We start from the raw sequence: 15,644 nt of genomic DNA, 5'->3' as shown, positions 1-15,644 counted from the left end.
CAGATTTATGGAAGTTATCCGTACTCGCGCCCTTCGCGGCCCGAATCTCTGGAGCCACCACACTGCGGTGGAGGTTATTGTTTCGTGCCCGCCTGAAGAGCGTTCGATAGCCGGCATTTCCGGTTTCGAGCAGCGCCTGCATGCGCGCTTCCCTGCCATCGGCGCGCTGCAGCCTACTGGCCATTCCGGCGATGTGTCGATGGCCCGCGTGCTGGAAGTGGCTGCCCTGAGTCTGCAGGCGCAAGCTGGCTGCCCGGTCACCTTCAGCCGCACCACCGCCACGCTGGAAGACGGCATTTACCAGACCGTGGTGGAATACAGCGAAGAAGCAGTGGGCCGCATGGCCGTCACGCTGGCGGAAAGCCTGATCAATGCCGCACTGGCCGATACGCCGTTCGATCTGAAAGGCGCGCTGGCCGAGCTGGCAGAAATTGATGAAGATGTGCGTCTGGGCCCGAGCACGGGCGCGATAGTGTCCGCCGCGGTAGCGCGCGACATTCCGTTCCGTCGCCTGACCGAAGGCAGCATGGTGATGTTCGGCTGGGGCTCGCGCCAGCGCCGTATTCAGGCCGCCGAAACGGATACCACCAGTGCGATAGGCGAAGCCATTGCGCAGGACAAGGAACTGACCAAGAAGCTGCTGCATGCAGCCGGTGTGCCGGTGCCTATCGGCCGCACGGTGGAAGATGCCGAGGACGCATGGGCCGCAGCGCAGGAAATCGGTCTGCCGGTGGTGGTGAAACCTAAGGACGGCAATCAGGGCAAGGGCGTTACGGTCAACGTGATGACCAAAGAGCATCTGGAAAAAGCCTTCCACACGGCGCGTGAATTCCGCGACGACATCATGGTCGAGCGCTATCTGCCGGGCCACGATTTCCGTCTGCTGGTGATCGGTAACAAGCTGGTGGCTGCGGCCCGCCGCGATCCGCCGCAAGTGGTGGGCGATGGCGTGCACACGGTGCGCGAGCTGGTCAACATCGTCAATGCCGATCCGCGTCGCGGCAGCGGTCACTCGACCTCGCTGACCAAGATCCGCTTCGACGATATCGCCCTGGCCCGTCTGGCGCTGCAGGATCTGGAAGCGGACTCGGTGCCGGCCAAAGGCCAGCGCGTCATCCTGCGTAACAACGCCAATCTGTCCACCGGCGGCAGCGCCACCGATGTGACGGATGATGTGCATCCGGAAGTGGCTGCCCGTGCAGTGGAAGCGGCGCAGATGATAGGTCTGGATATCTGCGGCGTGGATGTGGTGTGCGAGAGCGTGCTGCAGCCGATCGAAAACCAGCGCGGCGGTGTGGTGGAAGTGAATGCCGCGCCGGGCCTGCGCATGCACATTGCGCCATCGTTCGGCAAAGGCCGTGCAGTGGGCGAAGCCATCGTCAATACCATGTTTGCGCCGGGCGACAATGGCCGCATTCCTGTGGTGGCGGTGACTGGCACCAACGGCAAAACCACCACCGTGCGTCTGATCGCCCACCTGCTGACCGCCAGCGGTCTGCGTACCGGCATGACCAATACGGATGGCGTGTACATCGAAGGCCGCCAGACCGATAGCGGCGATTGCAGCGGCCCGCGCAGCGCCCGTAACGTGCTGCTGCACCCTGACGTGGATGCCGCCGTGTTCGAAACGGCACGTGGCGGTATCCTGCGCGAAGGTCTGGCCTACGACCGCTGTCAGGTAGCGGTTGTCACCAACATCGGTAGCGGCGACCACCTTGGTCTGAACTACATCACCACGGTGGAAGATCTGGCCGTGCTCAAGCGCGTGATCGTGCAGAACGTGGCGGAAAGCGGCTACGCCGTGCTGAACGCGATCGATCCTATCGTGGCCGGCATGGCAGGCAACTGCCGCGGCAAGGTGATCTTCTTCGGTGCCGAGCGCGGTCATCCGGTGATCGCTACCCATCTGGCGCAGGGCAGCCGCACCGTGTACGTGGACGACGGCCATATCGTGGCGGCAGAAGGCACGCAGCTGCAGCGCATCCCGCTGAACGAAGTGCCGATCACCCGTAACGGCACCATCGGCTTCCAGGTCGAGAACGTGATGGCATCGGTGGCGGCAGCATGGGGTGTGGGCATTAGCTGGGACGCTATCCGTCTCGGCCTGAAAACCTTCGCCAACGATTCCGACAATGCGCCGGGCCGCTTCAACGTATTCGACTACAAGGGGGCTACCCTGATCGCCGACTATGGCCACAATCCGGACGCCATACTGGCGCTGGTGCAGGCGGTGGAAACCATGCCGGCCAAGCGCCGTGGCGTGGTGATTTCGGGCGCGGGCGACCGTCGTGACGAAGATATCCGCCAGCAGACCGAGATTCTGGGCCGCGCATTCGACGACGTGATTCTGTACGAAGACGCTTGCCAGCGTGGCCGTGGTGATGGCGAAGTGGTGGCGCTGCTGCGCTCCGGTCTGAACAATGCACCACGTACCAGCCATATTCAGGAAATCTTCGGCGAATTCCTCGCCATCGATACGGCACTGGCGCGCCTGCAGCCGGGCGACCTGTGCCTGATACTGGTGGATCAGGTAGAAGCCGCACTGGCGCACATCGCCAAGCGCATCAAAGAAGCTTAAGCCGCTTCTTTCCGGGACGAGGGCAGCCTGTGGCTGCCCTTTTTTTATCTGTGATCATTGTCTATAACTATTAAATAGATAAATATAATTAGTTTTCATAATAGACGCTTCTTGTTTAAAATGATTTCACTATCAAACAACGAGGAGTAATAGAAATGATTAATAACGCCATCACGACCGCATCCGGTATTCCTGTTGCCGATAACCAGAATTCGCTGACTGCCGGCCCCCGTGGCCCTGTTCTGCTACAAGACTTCCACCTGATCGAAAAGCTCCAGCACTTCAACCGCGAGCGCATTCCCGAGCGCGTGGTACACGCCAAAGGTTCGGGCGCCTACGGCACTTTCACCGTAACGCACGATATCCGCCGCTACACCAAGGCCGACCTGTTCTCCGTGATCGGCAAGCAGACCGATGTCTTCGTGCGCTTTTCCACCGTGGGTGGTGAGCGTGGCAGCGCCGATACCGAACGCGATCCCCGTGGCTTTGCCGTACGCTTCTACACGGAGCAGGGCAACTGGGATCTGGTGGGCAACAACACGCCGATGTTCTTCATTAAGGACGGTATCAAGTTCCCCGATTTCGTGCACACCCAGAAGCGCTGTCCGCAGACCAATCTGAAATCGCCCACCATGATGTTCGACTTCTGGAGCAAGGCGCCGGAAAGCCTGCATCAGGTCACCATGCTGTTCTCCGACCGTGGCACGCCCGACGGCTATCGCCACATGGACGGTTTTGGCAGCCACACCTTCAGCCTGATTAACGCAGCGGGCGAGCGCGTGTACGTGAAATGGCATTTGAAGAACCGTCAGGGCATCAAGAATCTGTCGGCTGCCGAAGCCACGCGCATCGCCGGCACGGACCCTGATTACGCCCAGCGCGATCTGTTCGGCGCCATCGAAGCCGGTAACTTCCCCCAGTGGGAGGTGAAACTGCAGGTGGCCACTGCGGCCGAACTGGCGGTGTGGGAACAGCGCACCGGCTGGAATCCGTTTGATCTGACCAAGGTGTGGCCGCACAAGGACTTCCCGCTGATTCCGGTGGGCGTGATGGAACTGAACCGCAATCCGCTCAACTATCACGCGGAAGTGGAGCAGGCCGCGCTGTCGCCGGCCAACATCGTGCCCGGCATGGGCTACTCGCCGGACAAGATGCTGCAGGCACGCCTGTTTGCCTATCACGATGCGCAGCTGTACCGTGTGGGCACCAACCATCAGCACCTGCCCGTGAACGCGCCGCGCTGCCCGTTTCACAACCAGCAGCGTGACGGCGCAATGACCATCCATAGCGCGGGCGCCGCGCAGAACTACGACACGGTGGCAGCGGCAGGCAGTGCGCCGCAAGGCATGGGCCATGGCGAGCCTGCGCTGGAACTGACGGGGGCAGCAGGACGCTACGACGGGCGTGGTCAGGAAGATGATTACACCCAGGCTGGTAATCTGTTCCGTCTGATGTCGCCGCAGGCGCAGCAAAACCTGTTCGATAATCTGGCCGGGCCATTGAGTCAGGTGAGCAGCGAAATCATCATGCGGCAGCTGGCCCAGTTCGATCAGGCCGATCCCGCCTACGGTGCCGGCGTGCGCGCCGCGCTCAAGGCACGCGGCGTGGCGCTGTAAGCTGCGCAGGGTGAACAGTCTGCCAGCCAGCTGCAACGCCGGCTAGCCAGACAGACTGTCATGCTGCCGTGCCTAGCACCTCGTTACACACTTCCAGCCACGCGCGCGCTGCGTGCGACAGATAAGGGCCGCGCCACACGTGGGCGGCCTGCCACTGCAATTCCGGCTCCACCAGCTTGAGCCTGTCGAGATGGCCGATCGCCAGCCGGTGGATTAGCGGCTCCGGCAGCAGCGCCACGCCCATGCCGGCCGAGGCCATGGCCACCAGCCAGTCCCACTGACCGCTTTGCGCCGCAATCTCCGGCGCGATGCCCGCTTGCGCAAACGCGTGGCGCAGGCTGCGGGTCAGCGCGAAATCATCGGTCAGCATTACCAGAGGCAGCGTCGCCAGCGCTTTCAGCTTGAGCGTGCTGCGCTGTTTGGGAAAGGTGCCGCGTGCTGCGATCGCCCAGATCGGATAGCTGACGATGGGTGCCGTCTGCAAGCCTAGCTGCGGGTCGGCGGGCAGCACCGTCATGCCGATTTCCAGTTCACCGCTGGCCACCTGCCGTTCCAGCGCCTGTCCCGCATCTTCCTTGAGCGTCAGGCTGATGCCGGGGTGGCGCTTGCGGAACGCTTTCAGGACGGGCGTGAACAGCAGGTTGATCATGGGGGGTATGCCTACGGTCAGGTGACCGCTCTGCGCCGCCTGCAGATCGGCCACTTCCATGGTCAGCTGCTGCATCGCTGCCAGCATTTCCTCGCCACGGGCGAACACCACGCGCCCCGTATCGGTGAGCTGTAGCTGGCGTCCGCTGCGCAGCAGCAGTTCATTGCCGACTTCCTGTTCCAGCTGGCGCACCATCTTGCTGATGGTGGACTGGGTGACGTTGAGCTTTTCCGCCGCCTGGGTAAAGCTGTTCAGCCTGACCGTTTCGACGAAGTAGCGCAGTGAGCGTAGATCCATGAAAAAAACGACTCCAATCAGAGAATTTAAGTCATGCAGCGACTAGTTCTTAAATTCTATACTGAAACAAACATACAAGGAGGAGCACCTGATGTACGAAGAACGCATACGCCGTCCGGAATTGATGAGCAAGGTCATGACCGCGGCGCAGGCTGCACGCCTGATTAAAAACGGTATGACGGTAGGCATGAGCGGTTTCACCCGCGCCGGCGACGCCAAGGCCATGCCGCTGGCACTGGTGGAGCGCTCGCGCAGCGAGCCGCTGGCACTGACGCTGCTGACCGGCGCCTCGCTCGGTAACGACAGCGACGGCATGATGGCCAATGCAGGCTTGGTAGCGCGCCGCATGCCGTTCCAGGCCGATGCCGCACTGCGCCGCAAGATCAATACGGGCGAAGTGATGTTCATCGACCAGCATCTGTCGGAAACGGCCGAACAGCTGCGTTCCGGCGATCTGAAAGAGATCGATGTGGCCGTGGTGGAGGCGGTGGCAATTACCGCCGATGGCGGCATCATCCCCAGCATGTCGGTGGGGAATACAGCCACTTTTGCCCAGCAGGCCAGACAGGTCATCGTAGAAATCAATCTGAGCACGCCGCTGGCGCTGGAAGGCTTCCACGACATCTACCTGCCGGTGGCGCGTCCGCACCGTGGCGCCATTCCGCTGCTGACACCGTGGCAGCGCATGGGGTGGACGGCGATTCCCGTCCATCCCGACCGCATCGCCGCCATCATCATTACCGACAGTCCCGATAGCCCGTCCAACGCGCTGCCGCCCGATGAGGAGACCGATGCGATTGCACGCCATGTGATCCGCTTCCTCGAAGGCGAAGTCCAGGCCGGGCGCATGGGACCGGAGCTGCGTCCGCTGCAGGCCGGCATAGGCACCATCGCCAACGCCGTGCTGCATGGACTGATCGATTCGCCGTTCCGTAACATGACCATGTATTCCGAAGTGCTGCAGGACAGCGCCATCGAACTGCTCGACTCCGGCCAGCTGTCCATGGCCTCGGCCTCGTCGATCACGCTGTCGGCGGCCATGCACGAAAAATTCCTGCGCAATCTGGAAAGCTACCGCGAGCGCATCGTGCTGCGTCCGCAGGAAATCAGCAACCATCCGGAAGTGGTGCGCCGTCTGGGACTGATCGCGCTGAACACGGCGCTGGAATTCGACATCTACGGCAACGTCAACTCCACCCACGTGGGCGGCACGCACATGATGAACGGCATCGGCGGCTCGGGCGACTTTGCCCGCAACGCCCAGCTGTCCATTTTTGTCAGCAAATCGGTCGCCAAGGGCGGGGCGATTTCCAGCGTGGTGCCTATGGTGCCGCACGTAGACCATACCGAGCATGATGTCGATGTGCTGGTGAGCGAATGGGGGCTGGCCGACCTGCGCGGACTGGCGCCACGCGAGCGCGCACCGCTGATCATCGAGCACTGCGCTCACCCAGACTATCGCCCGCAGCTGCGTGCTTATCTGGCCGAAGCGCTGAAGGGCGGCGGCCAGACCCCGCACGTGCTGGAGCAGGCGTTCGACTGGTACGGGCGCTATAAACGCGAGGGGAGCATGCTGGTAAAATAATGGTCTCGGCATTCTCTTATTACGGACTACCATGACCATTAAAATCAGCCAGAATTTTGACTCGGGCGCGATCGAAGTGCTGCGCGCCGATAGCGCAGCCGAGATCGAACTGAACCTGCGCAAGGATAACAACGCGGACATCCACCAGTGGTTCCACTTCCGTGTGCAGGGCGCCAGCGGGCAGCAGCTGCGCATGCGCTTCATGAACGCTGGTTCGGCGACCTATGCCAAGGGCTATGAGGACTATCAGGCGGTGGCCAGCTACGACACGGAAACCTGGTTCCGCGTAGCGACCCATTTCGATGGCGAGGTCATGACCATCAAGCACACGCCGGATACGGATAGCGTCTACTACGCCTATTTCGAACCGTATTCGTTCGAGCGCCACCTGCGTCTGCTGGGCGAAATCGGCGAGCATCCGCTGGCCCGCGTGCAGGATCTGGGCAGCACGGTCGATGGCCGCGACATGAATCTGGTGGTGGTCGGTAATCCGGCCGCCGAGAAGAAAATCTGGATTATTGCGCGCCAGCACCCGGGCGAATCGATGGCCGAGTGGTTTGTCGAAGGTCTGGTCGATGCGCTGCTGGACGATGCCAACCCTATCGCCCGCAAGCTGCTGCAGCGCTGCGTGTTCTATATCGTGCCGAATATGAATCCGGACGGCTCGGTGCGCGGCAATCTGCGCACCAACGCTGCAGGCGCCAATCTGAACCGCGAGTGGATGACGCCGACGGCCGAACGCAGCCCGGAAGTGCTGTGCGTGAAGGAGAAAATGCATGCCACCGGCATCGACATGTTCTTCGACATCCATGGCGACGAAGCGCTGCCATACAATTTCGTGGCCGGTAACGAAATGCTGGAGAACTTCAGCGACGAGCGCCGCGTGGCCCAGCAGGCTTTCATCGACCGCTACAAGGCGGCCAGCCCGGATTTCCAGGACAAGTATGGCTACGCCGCCAGCAAGTACAAGGAAGACATGCTGACGCTGGCGTCCAAGTATGTGGGCCACCATTTTGGCTGCCTCGCGCTGACGCTGGAAATGCCGTTCAAGGATAACGCCGACCTGCCTGATCCACGCGTGGGCTGGAATGGTGCGCGCAGTGCGGCGCTGGGCGCGGCCATGCTGCAGCCTATCCTGCTGTCGCTGGACGACTGAGATGGGTGTCGAGATCGAGCGCAAATTCCTGTTGCGCGGCGATGCATGGCGCAGCATGGGCCAGCCGGTCCTGCTGCGTCAGGGTTATCTCTCCTCGCACAAGGAGCGCGTGGTGCGCGTGCGCATCGAGGGCGAGCGCGGTGTGATGACTATCAAGGGGCGCAATGTGGGCGCGGTGCGCGGCGAGTGGGAGTACGAGATTCCGCTGGCCGACGCGAACGAATTGCTGCTGCTGTGCGAGCAGCCCCTGATCGAAAAATACCGCCGCCGCATCGAGCATGCGGGTCATGTGTGGGAAGTGGACGAGTTCCTCGGCGTGAATGCAGGGCTGGTGGTGGCCGAGATCGAACTGGGCAGCGAAACCGAGCAGTTCGACCTGCCGGAATGGATAGGCGAGGAAGTCACCAGCGACCTGCGCTATCTGAATTCCAGCCTGATCAAGCACCCGTATTCGGCTTGGTAAGGGCGAAGCTGTCGTCTATGCTGTAAGCATGAACGACAGCGAATTCCATGCGCTTAAAGCGCACTACGATGCGATAGTGCCGACCTTGGCTACCAAGGCCGATATTGAAGTCTTGCGCGCGGAAATGCACAAGATGTCGGCGGAGGGCTATCGCTGGATGGTAGCCTCCATGATAGGCATGTTCCTCGGCTTTGGCGGCCTCTACTTTGCATCGAATAGCAATCTGAAGAGCCAGAACGCTGCGCCTGCAGCGGCGCCTGCCGCCACCCTGCCACAGGCTATGCCGCAAGCTTCTCCTGTTCAGCCGGCAGCGCTGCCAGTTCAACCCATCATCATCTATCTGCCCGCGCCTGGTGGCGAAAAAAAATAAGCCGGCATAGGCCGGCTTATCGCTAAGTACGATGGGCAGAATTAATGGAAGTGCTCGGTGCCGGACGGCGCATCCTCGGGCATTTCGGCGTGCGCCAGTTCACCCAGCGGATCGGCAAACAGGGGCGCGCCGCAGTCGTCGCAGAACTCGGCTACATAGCGCTCGCTGATTTTTTTCACCTGCGTCACACCGGCCGCATTGAGCTGGGCCGTGATCTCGTCCACCGGCGTGACAGGACGCTGCTGCAAGCCGCTAAAGCCGCCTTGCAGCGGGCCTTCCGGCGGCGTGCCGTCTTCGTCTTCCTGTCCGTACAGTGGCCATACCACGCCATACATCACGTCGTTGGAGTTGCGCTGGGTGAAGGCGACGCGGTATTCATCGATCTGGCCATCGGCGCTTTCTTCGCCAAAGCCGGCGATGACCGCGCGCAGACCAGCCGGTTCCAGCCCTAGCGTATGGGTCAGGTAGTGCACGGCGGCGCGGATAGACACAGGGCGGATCTGCTTGTCGGCTTCGCGGCAGGCCATGTAATAGGCTTCCGGCAGCAGCAGTTCCACGCCGCAGCCCGGCAGCAGACGGCTCACCGTCGGCGTGACCTGATTGCGCCACTGCTCCAGCGCGCTGGCACGCTCGGCCGCATAATTGGCTTGCAGGCCCGGCATCTGCCAGCGGAACAGCGCGCTGCCTGCCGGCGCGGCCACGGCCGCCAGCAGGTAGCGCGTGTCGGCCAGGAAGGGCGCCGTTTCCGGCGTCTTGCTGTCGGCTTTCAGCGCCGTGCCCTTGATGGCGGCCTGACCCAGCTTGTGCACTTTGCCGTAGGTCTCCACGTGGCTGCGCGGCAGCTGGTCGATCGAATACAGCGTAGGCGCCATGGCCATGCGGGTGCCATCGGCCAGCAGGTGGGCACCGAAATGGGCCGATAGCGTGCTCAGGATATCGGCGGGGATGGCGCCGGAAGCGATGGCAAAGCGGGTCCACGCAAGGATGGGCGCAGCCACCAGCAGCACATCATAGGCCTTGCTGACGCCGTCCGTTTCGATCTGGATGGTGGCCGATTCGCTGACCGCTTCCACGCTATCCATCAGGATGTCGTAGGCATTCAGATCTTCCTTGAACAGCTGGTTCAGGGTGGCGTCGATAGTGTCCTGATGGCCCGTCTTGAGCAGCTTCTGCAACTGCGCATCGAGGCTGAGTTCCCAGGTCCGCTCTTCGATCCGGCTGGCAGCCTGACCCACGGCATTGGCGTAGGTAACCAGACGCTGGCTTTCGGCAGACAATTTTTGGGATGAATCTTTAGAAGGACGACGCATAACGCAATAAGAGTCTCATAAAAGTGGAAAAAGCGGATCAGTCAAACAAATGATAACCCTTATGGCTCTATTGTAGATGATAAGCGTGCAAGGCGAAAAAAACGCCGGCATTTAGCCGGCGTGTGGCCCGGGGCAGCAGGGCGCTTAGCTGGCCAGCAGCTGGCGCAGCACGAACGGCAGAATACCGCCGTGCTTGTAGTAATCCACTTCGATCGGGGTATCGATACGCAGCAGCACTTTGACTTCCTGTGCCGGCTGGCCGTCACGGTGGATCACCAGCGTGGCCTGCTGCTGGGGCTTGATCTCGCCATCCAGACCTTTCAGGTCATAGGTTTCCTTGCCGGTGATGCCGAGCGACTCGACGCTGTCGTTGCCGATGAATTGCAGTGGCAGCACGCCCATGCCCACCAGATTCGAACGGTGGATACGTTCGAACGAGCGCACGATGACGGCTTTTACGCCCAGCAGCTGGGTGCCTTTGGCGGCCCAGTCGCGCGACGAGCCGGTACCGTACTCTTCGCCGCCGAACACCATGGTCGGCGTGCCTTCGGCCACATACTTCATGGCGGCGTCGTAAATCGACATTTGCTCGCCGCTAGGCTGGTGGAGGGTGATGCCGCCTTCCACTGCGGAACCGTCGGCTTTGGCCGGTATCATCCTGTTCTTGATGCGCACGTTGGCGAAGGTGCCGCGCATCATGATCTCGTGGTTGCCGCGGCGCGAGCCGTAGGAGTTGAAGTCGGCCTTCAGCACGCCGTTGGCCAGCAGCCACTGACCAGCCGGGCCGTCTTCCTTGATCGAACCGGCAGGGGAGATGTGGTCGGTGGTGATGGAATCGCCGAACACGCCCAGCGCGCGCGCGCCGGTAATGCCGGTGGCCGCTGCTTTCGGCGTCATCTCGAAGCCGTCGAAGAACGGCGGTTCGGCGATGTAGGTGGACGCTGGCCAGTTGTACACCTGACCTTCGGTGCTCGCCACGTCTTCCCACAGCTTGCCCGGATTGCCTTTGACGTCGGCGTAGTTGGCCTTGAAGACTTTGGCGTTCATGGCGAACTTCATCAGCTTGGCGATCTCTTTCGAGGTCGGCCAGATATCGCCCAGATAGACGTCCTTGCCATCTTTGCCTTTGCCCACAGGCTCGGTCATCAGATCGACCGTCATGTTGCCGGCGATGGCGTAGGCCACCACCAGCGGTGGCGAGGCGAGGAAGTTGGAACGGATATTCGGATGGATGCGCGCTTCGAAGTTGCGGTTGCCGGACAGCACGGCGGACGCCACGATATCGTTGCTGGTGATGGCGGCATTGAGTTCCGGCGTCAGGTCGCCGGCGTTACCGATACAGGTGGTGCAGCCGTAGGCGGTCACGCCGAAGCCCAGCTGTTCCAGATATGGCAGCAGGCCGGCTGCGCCCAGATATTCGGTGACCACGCGCGAGCCGGGCGCCAGCGAAGTCTTGATGTGGGGCGCCACGCTCAGCCCCGCTTCCACCGCCTTCTTGGCCAGCAGGCCGGCGGCCAGCAGCACGCTAGGGTTGGAGGTATTGGTGCAGGAAGTGATGGCGGCGATCAGCACGTCGCCGTTCTTCACGTTCACGCCATTGCTGGTGGTGTAGACGGCGCCCAGATCTTCGGCTTTTTTGTTGAAGCCGTTCTCCTTGGTCGGTTTCGAGAACAGTTCGGTGAAGTTGTTCTTGACCTGACCGATCTCGATGCGGTCCTGCGGACGTTTCGGGCCAGCCAGCGACGGCGTTACCGAGTTCAGATTCAGTTCCACCACGCGGGTGTAATCGATCTCGCCTGCTTTGGGCACGCCGTACAGGCCCTGTGCCTTGAAGTAGGCGGCAAAGGCGGCGATTTCGTCTTTGCTCCGGCCGGTGCCTTCGAAGTATTCGATGGTGGCGTCATCGACGGGGAAGAAGCCCATGGTGGCGCCGTATTCGGGGGCCATATTGGCGATGGTGGCGCGGTCGGTCAGCGACAGCGTCTCGGTGCCTTCACCGAAGAATTCGACGAACTTGCCGACGACTTTTTCCTTGCGCAGCAGTTCGGTAATGGTCAGCACCAGATCGGTGGCGGTGCAGCCTTCGCGCAGCACGCCCGTCAGGTTCACGCCGATCACGTCCGGCGTCAGGAAGTACACGGGCTGGCCCAGCATACCGGCTTCCGCCTCGATGCCGCCCACGCCCCAGCCCACCACGCCGATACCGTTGATCATGGTGGTGTGCGAGTCGGTGCCTACCAGCGTGTCAGGGTAGTACACCCCTTCGGCGGTCTTGTGCACGCCGCGCGCCAGATATTCGAGATTGACCTGGTGCACGATGCCGAAGCCCGGCGGCACCACGCCGAAAGTGTCGAAGGCTTGCATGCCCCATTTCATGAACTGGTAGCGCTCGTTATTGCGCGAGAATTCCAGCTTCATGTTCAGGTCCAGCGCGCCTTTTTCGCGGAAGTGGTCGATGGTCACCGAGTGGTCGACCACCAGATCGACCGGCACCAGCGGCTCGATCTTCTTGGCGTTCACCCCCATCTTGTAAGCCACGTTGCGCATGGCGGCCAGATCGGCCAGCAGGGGCACGCCGGTGAAGTCCTGCAGCACTACCCGCGCCACCACGAAGGGGATTTCATCTACGCGCTCGGCCGTGGCACCCCAGTTGGCCAGTTGCCTGACGTGTTCTTCGGTGACTTTCTTGCCGTCGCAGTTGCGCAGCACGGATTCCAGTACCACGCGGATGGACACTGGCAGGCGCGAGATTTTCGCGCCCAGACTCTGCTCCAGAGCCGGCAGCGAGTAGAACTTGCCGGCTTTACCGGCAATGTCGAATTCCTTGAGCGTATTGAGGGTGTTGTGTGCCATGACTTCTCCTAGGTTTGGGGTGTCGTCGGTGCGCAGGCTATTCCCTGCCTGTTGTCTATTAGCGGGGAATAGCGGGGAAGAGCAGCAGGATTACTGCAGGCTGGTGGTGGTGGCCGCTGCTGCGGTAGCTGCCAGCGGTTTCATCTGTTCGGCATTGCGGCATTCGTTGGCCAGCTGGCGGCCCTGTTTCGAGTCCAGCAGCATGCCCTTGGCAGGGATACCGATCCAGACCAGACCGTACACATGGTTTTCGAAGCGGTTGGCGCCCGTACTGGTGCCCACGCGGGTCAGACGGTGCAAACGCTTTTTCCAGCGCAGGGCGATGTGGGCGTCGTCGTTGACGTTTTCGTAGATGGTGATCTTGTTGCCCAGTTCGCAGTCGAATTCGGTCGCCGCCGATTCGCCCACGGCAGGTTCGGCCACATCTTCGTCGGCTGGCTTGGCTTCCGCTGCCTTGGCGGCAGGCTTGGCCTTGGCGGTTTTCTTGGTGGCAGGCTTGGCTGGCGCATTATCGGCGCGGGCAGCGGAGCTCAGAGTCAGGGCGGTCAGCGACAGGCTGCATGCCAGTAGCAGTTTGGCGAGGGACATGGTGGTACTTCCAGATGTAAGGTTATTTGGTGTTGCCGTTAAGCAGGCTTTGCGCCGCTTCCGGCAGGCTGAGGCCGGCCAGTCTGGCCCGCTGCAGCACAGTCCAATAGTATCTGTAGCTGGCGCGGTCATGCAAGCGGCCATTCTGCGAAATCGGCCCCCATTGTACTGCCGCAGCTTCCAGCAGGATGGCGGTGGCGTCATTGACCTCGGACATGCGCGGCGTAAAGGTTTTGATGATGGGCTTGATCTGGTCCGGATGGATGCTCCACATCCGGGTAAAGCCGAATTCGGCCGCGGCACGCTGCGCGTCGTTGGCGGCCACGGCCGCATCCTTGATGTCGGTGGTGACATTGTGCGAAGGCACTTTGCCGTGCGCATGGCAGGCGGCCGCCACTTCCAGCTTGGCACGTACGACCAGCGGGTGGGTGAACTGGCCCGGCGTACGCATGGCGCTGGCCGGAATCGCTCCGTAATGCGAGGAAACGAAGTCCATGATGCCGAATGACAGGCACTGCACTTGCGGCAGGGCGGCAATGGCGTAGGCCTCATGCAGCGCTTCATGGGTTTCGATCAGCACGTGCACGGGCAGGTCCTTGCGGCCCGCCTTGCCGGCGTGGGTGTTGATCAGTTTGATCGCTGCCGTGACTTCCTTGGCGCTATGCACCTTGGGCAGCACGATGTAGGCCAGCTTGCTGGCGGCGGTGCAGATGATTTCCACATCGCTGGCAAAGTGCGGGCTGGCGATATCGTGCACGCGGGCGCCGATGCGGCTGTATCTGTTCTCGTCCGATAGTACCAGCGCGGCGACGAGGCGGGCGTGCTCGATTTCGTTGCCGGCGCTGGCGCCGTCTTCGCAATCGAGGGTGATGTCGAACAATGGGCCAAGTTCTTGTTGCAAGGCAATCGATTTGCGCATCAGCTTTTCGCTGCCGGCGTAATGGTCACAAGCTGGCAGCAGCAAGGGTTGGCGATTGCCCTGGAATAAAACCTCGGATGGATGCATGCAGGCGTGGTCTGGTGAATGCTCAGGTAGTGCGGCGGGGTGAGATGGAGCTGCCGCGCTGCTGTCAGCAGCGCGGCGAGTGCGGCGGAGCGGTGTTTTAACCGGTTCCACGGACGCGGAAGGGAGTGAGGAGTTCAGCCCGGCTTATGGCAGCAGGTGCTTGACGCCTTCGCGCTCTTCGGTCAGTTCTTTCAGGGTGATATTGATGCGCTCTTGCGAGAATGCATCGATTTCCAGGCCTTGAACGATGGTGTATTCGCCGTTTTCGGTGGTCACAGGGAAGCCGAACACGGTGCCTTCAGGGATGCCGTAGGAACCGTCCGATGGGATGCCCATGGTAGTCCACTTGCCGTTGGTGCCCAGTACCCAGTCGTGGATGTGGTCGATGGCAGCGTTGGCTGCCGAAGCAGCCGACGACAGGCCGCGTGCCTCGATGATGGCGGCGCCGCGTTTGCCCACGGTAGGCAGGAAGGTGTTAGCGTTCCATTCCTGATCGTTGATCATGTCTTTGACCGACGCGCCATCGATGGTGGCGAAGCGGTAGTCAGCGTACATGGTCGGCGAGTGGTTGCCCCATACGCACAGTTTTTCGATGTCTTTAACGGCTTTGCCGGTTTTGGCAGCCACTTGCGACAGCGCGCGGTTGTGGTCCAGACGCAGCATGGCGGTGAAGTTCTTGGCTGGCAGCGATGGTGCCGATTTCATGGCGATGTAGGCGTTGGTGTTGGCTGGGTTGCCCACTACCAGAACTTTTACGTTGCGCGAAGCGACGGCGTCCAGTGCTTTACCTTGTACGGTGAAGATCTGGGCATTGGCTTCCAGCAGGTCTTTACGCTCCATGCCTGGGCCGCGTGGACGTGCGCCCACCAGAACAGCGACGTCGGCATCCTTGAAGGCAGTCATAGGGTCGGAGTGCGCGGTCATTTCGGTCAGCAGCGGGAAAGCGCAGTCGTCGATTTCCATCATGACGCCCTTCAGTGCTTTCTGTGCTTTTTCGTCAGCAATTTCCAACAGTTGCAGAATAACTGGTTGGTCTTTGCCCAGCATGTCGCCATTGGCGATGCGGAACAGCAGAGCGTAACCGATTTGGCCGGCGGCGCCGGTAACAGCAACACGCATTGGGGTTTTTGCCATGATGAATCTCCAAAGTGGGAATAAAACGTTCTCTAAGCG

General features: G+C 61.4%; 12 protein-coding genes. 6 read left to right on the top strand and 6 right to left on the bottom strand.

Annotated elements, in window-relative coordinates:
* Positions 1–7 precede the first annotated feature (7 nt).
* A complete protein-coding gene (gene cphA, locus GTP27_RS02890; protein ID WP_161037641.1) occupies positions 8–2,578 on the top strand; it encodes a cyanophycin synthetase in 2,571 nt (856 codons plus the stop codon).
* Positions 2,579–2,733: 155 nt separating this feature from the next.
* Positions 2,734–4,194: a catalase gene (locus tag GTP27_RS02885; RefSeq protein WP_202416490.1), complete on the top strand. Its 1,461-nt coding sequence runs from the start codon at positions 2,734–2,736 to the stop codon at positions 4,192–4,194.
* Between the two features lie 58 nt (positions 4,195–4,252).
* Here the strand turns inward: GTP27_RS02885 and GTP27_RS02880 are convergent, their stop codons facing one another.
* Complete coding sequence (locus GTP27_RS02880) at positions 4,253–5,140, bottom strand: LysR substrate-binding domain-containing protein (RefSeq protein ID WP_161037640.1); 888 nt, start codon at positions 5,138–5,140, stop codon at positions 4,253–4,255.
* 91 nt (positions 5,141–5,231) lie between these two features.
* Between GTP27_RS02880 and scpC the strand changes: the two genes are divergently transcribed.
* The 4 genes from scpC to GTP27_RS02860 are packed head-to-tail and all read left to right on the top strand — an operon-like array spanning position 5,232 to position 8,714.
* On the top strand, positions 5,232–6,725 hold the full coding sequence (gene scpC, locus GTP27_RS02875; protein ID WP_161037639.1) for a succinyl-CoA:acetate CoA-transferase ScpC: 1,494 nt from the start codon (positions 5,232–5,234) through the stop codon (positions 6,723–6,725).
* Between the two features lie 31 nt (positions 6,726–6,756).
* Positions 6,757–7,881: a M14 family metallopeptidase gene (locus GTP27_RS02870; RefSeq protein WP_161037638.1), complete on the top strand. Its 1,125-nt coding sequence runs from the start codon at positions 6,757–6,759 to the stop codon at positions 7,879–7,881.
* Position 7,882: 1 nt separating this feature from the next.
* A complete protein-coding gene (locus GTP27_RS02865) occupies positions 7,883–8,344 on the top strand; it encodes a CYTH domain-containing protein (RefSeq protein WP_161037637.1) in 462 nt (153 codons plus the stop codon).
* 28 nt (positions 8,345–8,372) lie between these two features.
* Positions 8,373–8,714, top strand: coding sequence for a hypothetical protein (locus GTP27_RS02860; protein WP_161037636.1), 342 nt, complete (start codon positions 8,373–8,375; stop codon positions 8,712–8,714).
* Between the two features lie 41 nt (positions 8,715–8,755).
* Here GTP27_RS02860 and GTP27_RS02855 read toward each other — a convergent pair whose 3' ends face one another.
* From GTP27_RS02855 to GTP27_RS02835, 5 genes are all read right to left on the bottom strand, one after another.
* The gene (locus tag GTP27_RS02855; RefSeq protein ID WP_161037635.1) at positions 8,756–10,024 is read right to left on the bottom strand and encodes a DUF2863 family protein; all 1,269 of its coding nucleotides are present in this window, start codon (positions 10,022–10,024) and stop codon (positions 8,756–8,758) included.
* 144 nt (positions 10,025–10,168) lie between these two features.
* Positions 10,169–12,877: an aconitate hydratase AcnA gene (gene acnA, locus GTP27_RS02850; protein WP_161037634.1), complete on the bottom strand. Its 2,709-nt coding sequence runs from the start codon at positions 12,875–12,877 to the stop codon at positions 10,169–10,171.
* Between the two features lie 90 nt (positions 12,878–12,967).
* A complete protein-coding gene (locus GTP27_RS02845; protein WP_161037633.1) occupies positions 12,968–13,465 on the bottom strand; it encodes a hypothetical protein in 498 nt (165 codons plus the stop codon).
* Between the two features lie 22 nt (positions 13,466–13,487).
* The gene (locus GTP27_RS02840) at positions 13,488–14,471 is read right to left on the bottom strand and encodes an HpcH/HpaI aldolase/citrate lyase family protein (RefSeq protein WP_161037632.1); all 984 of its coding nucleotides are present in this window, start codon (positions 14,469–14,471) and stop codon (positions 13,488–13,490) included.
* Between the two features lie 144 nt (positions 14,472–14,615).
* Positions 14,616–15,605 (bottom strand): malate dehydrogenase, encoded by a 990-nt coding sequence (locus tag GTP27_RS02835; RefSeq protein ID WP_161037631.1) that lies wholly within the window; start codon positions 15,603–15,605, stop codon positions 14,616–14,618.
* Positions 15,606–15,644 lie beyond the last annotated feature (39 nt).

The organism is Duganella qianjiadongensis (assembly GCF_009857915.1).
GTDB lineage: Bacteria > Pseudomonadota > Gammaproteobacteria > Burkholderiales > Burkholderiaceae_D > Rugamonas > Rugamonas qianjiadongensis.
The sequence above is the reverse complement of the archived record's forward strand: the minus strand, read 5'-3'. Positions and strand labels throughout refer to the sequence as shown.

Bases quoted from the DNA above. Each gene is read 5' to 3' on its own strand.
- cphA (WP_161037641.1), top strand. From the start codon at position 8: ATGGAAGTTATCCGTACTCGCGCCCTTCGCGGCCCGAATCTCTGGAGC.
- GTP27_RS02885 (WP_202416490.1), top strand. From the start codon at position 2,734: ATGATTAATAACGCCATCACGACCGCATCCGGTATTCCTGTTGCCGAT.
- GTP27_RS02880 (WP_161037640.1), bottom strand. From the start codon at position 5,140: ATGGATCTACGCTCACTGCGCTACTTCGTCGAAACGGTCAGGCTGAAC.
- scpC (WP_161037639.1), top strand. From the start codon at position 5,232: ATGTACGAAGAACGCATACGCCGTCCGGAATTGATGAGCAAGGTCATG.
- GTP27_RS02870 (WP_161037638.1), top strand. From the start codon at position 6,757: ATGACCATTAAAATCAGCCAGAATTTTGACTCGGGCGCGATCGAAGTG.
- GTP27_RS02865 (WP_161037637.1), top strand. From the start codon at position 7,883: ATGGGTGTCGAGATCGAGCGCAAATTCCTGTTGCGCGGCGATGCATGG.
- GTP27_RS02860 (WP_161037636.1), top strand. From the start codon at position 8,373: ATGAACGACAGCGAATTCCATGCGCTTAAAGCGCACTACGATGCGATA.
- GTP27_RS02855 (WP_161037635.1), bottom strand. From the start codon at position 10,024: ATGCGTCGTCCTTCTAAAGATTCATCCCAAAAATTGTCTGCCGAAAGC.
- acnA (WP_161037634.1), bottom strand. From the start codon at position 12,877: ATGGCACACAACACCCTCAATACGCTCAAGGAATTCGACATTGCCGGT.
- GTP27_RS02845 (WP_161037633.1), bottom strand. From the start codon at position 13,465: ATGTCCCTCGCCAAACTGCTACTGGCATGCAGCCTGTCGCTGACCGCC.
- GTP27_RS02840 (WP_161037632.1), bottom strand. From the start codon at position 14,471: ATGCATCCATCCGAGGTTTTATTCCAGGGCAATCGCCAACCCTTGCTG.
- GTP27_RS02835 (WP_161037631.1), bottom strand. From the start codon at position 15,605: ATGGCAAAAACCCCAATGCGTGTTGCTGTTACCGGCGCCGCCGGCCAA.